The 393-nt window shown below is 52.4% G+C and carries 1 pseudogene; it reads right to left on the minus strand.

The annotated features are described in order from the left end of the window. Nucleotides 1-343: pseudogene (locus ABEH87_RS21725) on the minus strand (hypothetical protein); the annotation flags it as partial. Between the last annotated feature and the right edge of the window lie 50 nt (nt 344-393).

Here is a 393-nt window from a genome sequence, read left to right on the forward strand (position 1 = left end):
CGAAGGCCGCATAGCGCTGGTTATCACGCTTATCAGCCCATGCGACACGCCGATTTACAACGTAGGCATTTACCCCGCCACGTTCACTGCCCACTCGAACGACATCGATCCAGCACTCATCAGACAATACCGCCAAGGATCGTTTAACCGTATTCAGGCTTACGTCCATCAGTGATGCGAGCGTGGCTTGGCTGACAACAACTGCGCCATCCTTACCCATATTGGCTACCAGAAGGTGCATGAGTTGGGCTGCTTTTGGCTTACGGCCGATTAGGGCAGACCATGCTTCATGAGCTGCCCGTTCCGTCTGAACCCATGTTCCCCTAACGTCCAGTTTTGGCACAGCGCCGCCCTCAAATTTGTACGATATATGACATTACAATGGATGATATC

The organism is Erwinia sp. Eh17-17, assembly GCF_039675725.1.
Classification (GTDB): domain Bacteria; phylum Pseudomonadota; class Gammaproteobacteria; order Enterobacterales; family Enterobacteriaceae; genus Erwinia.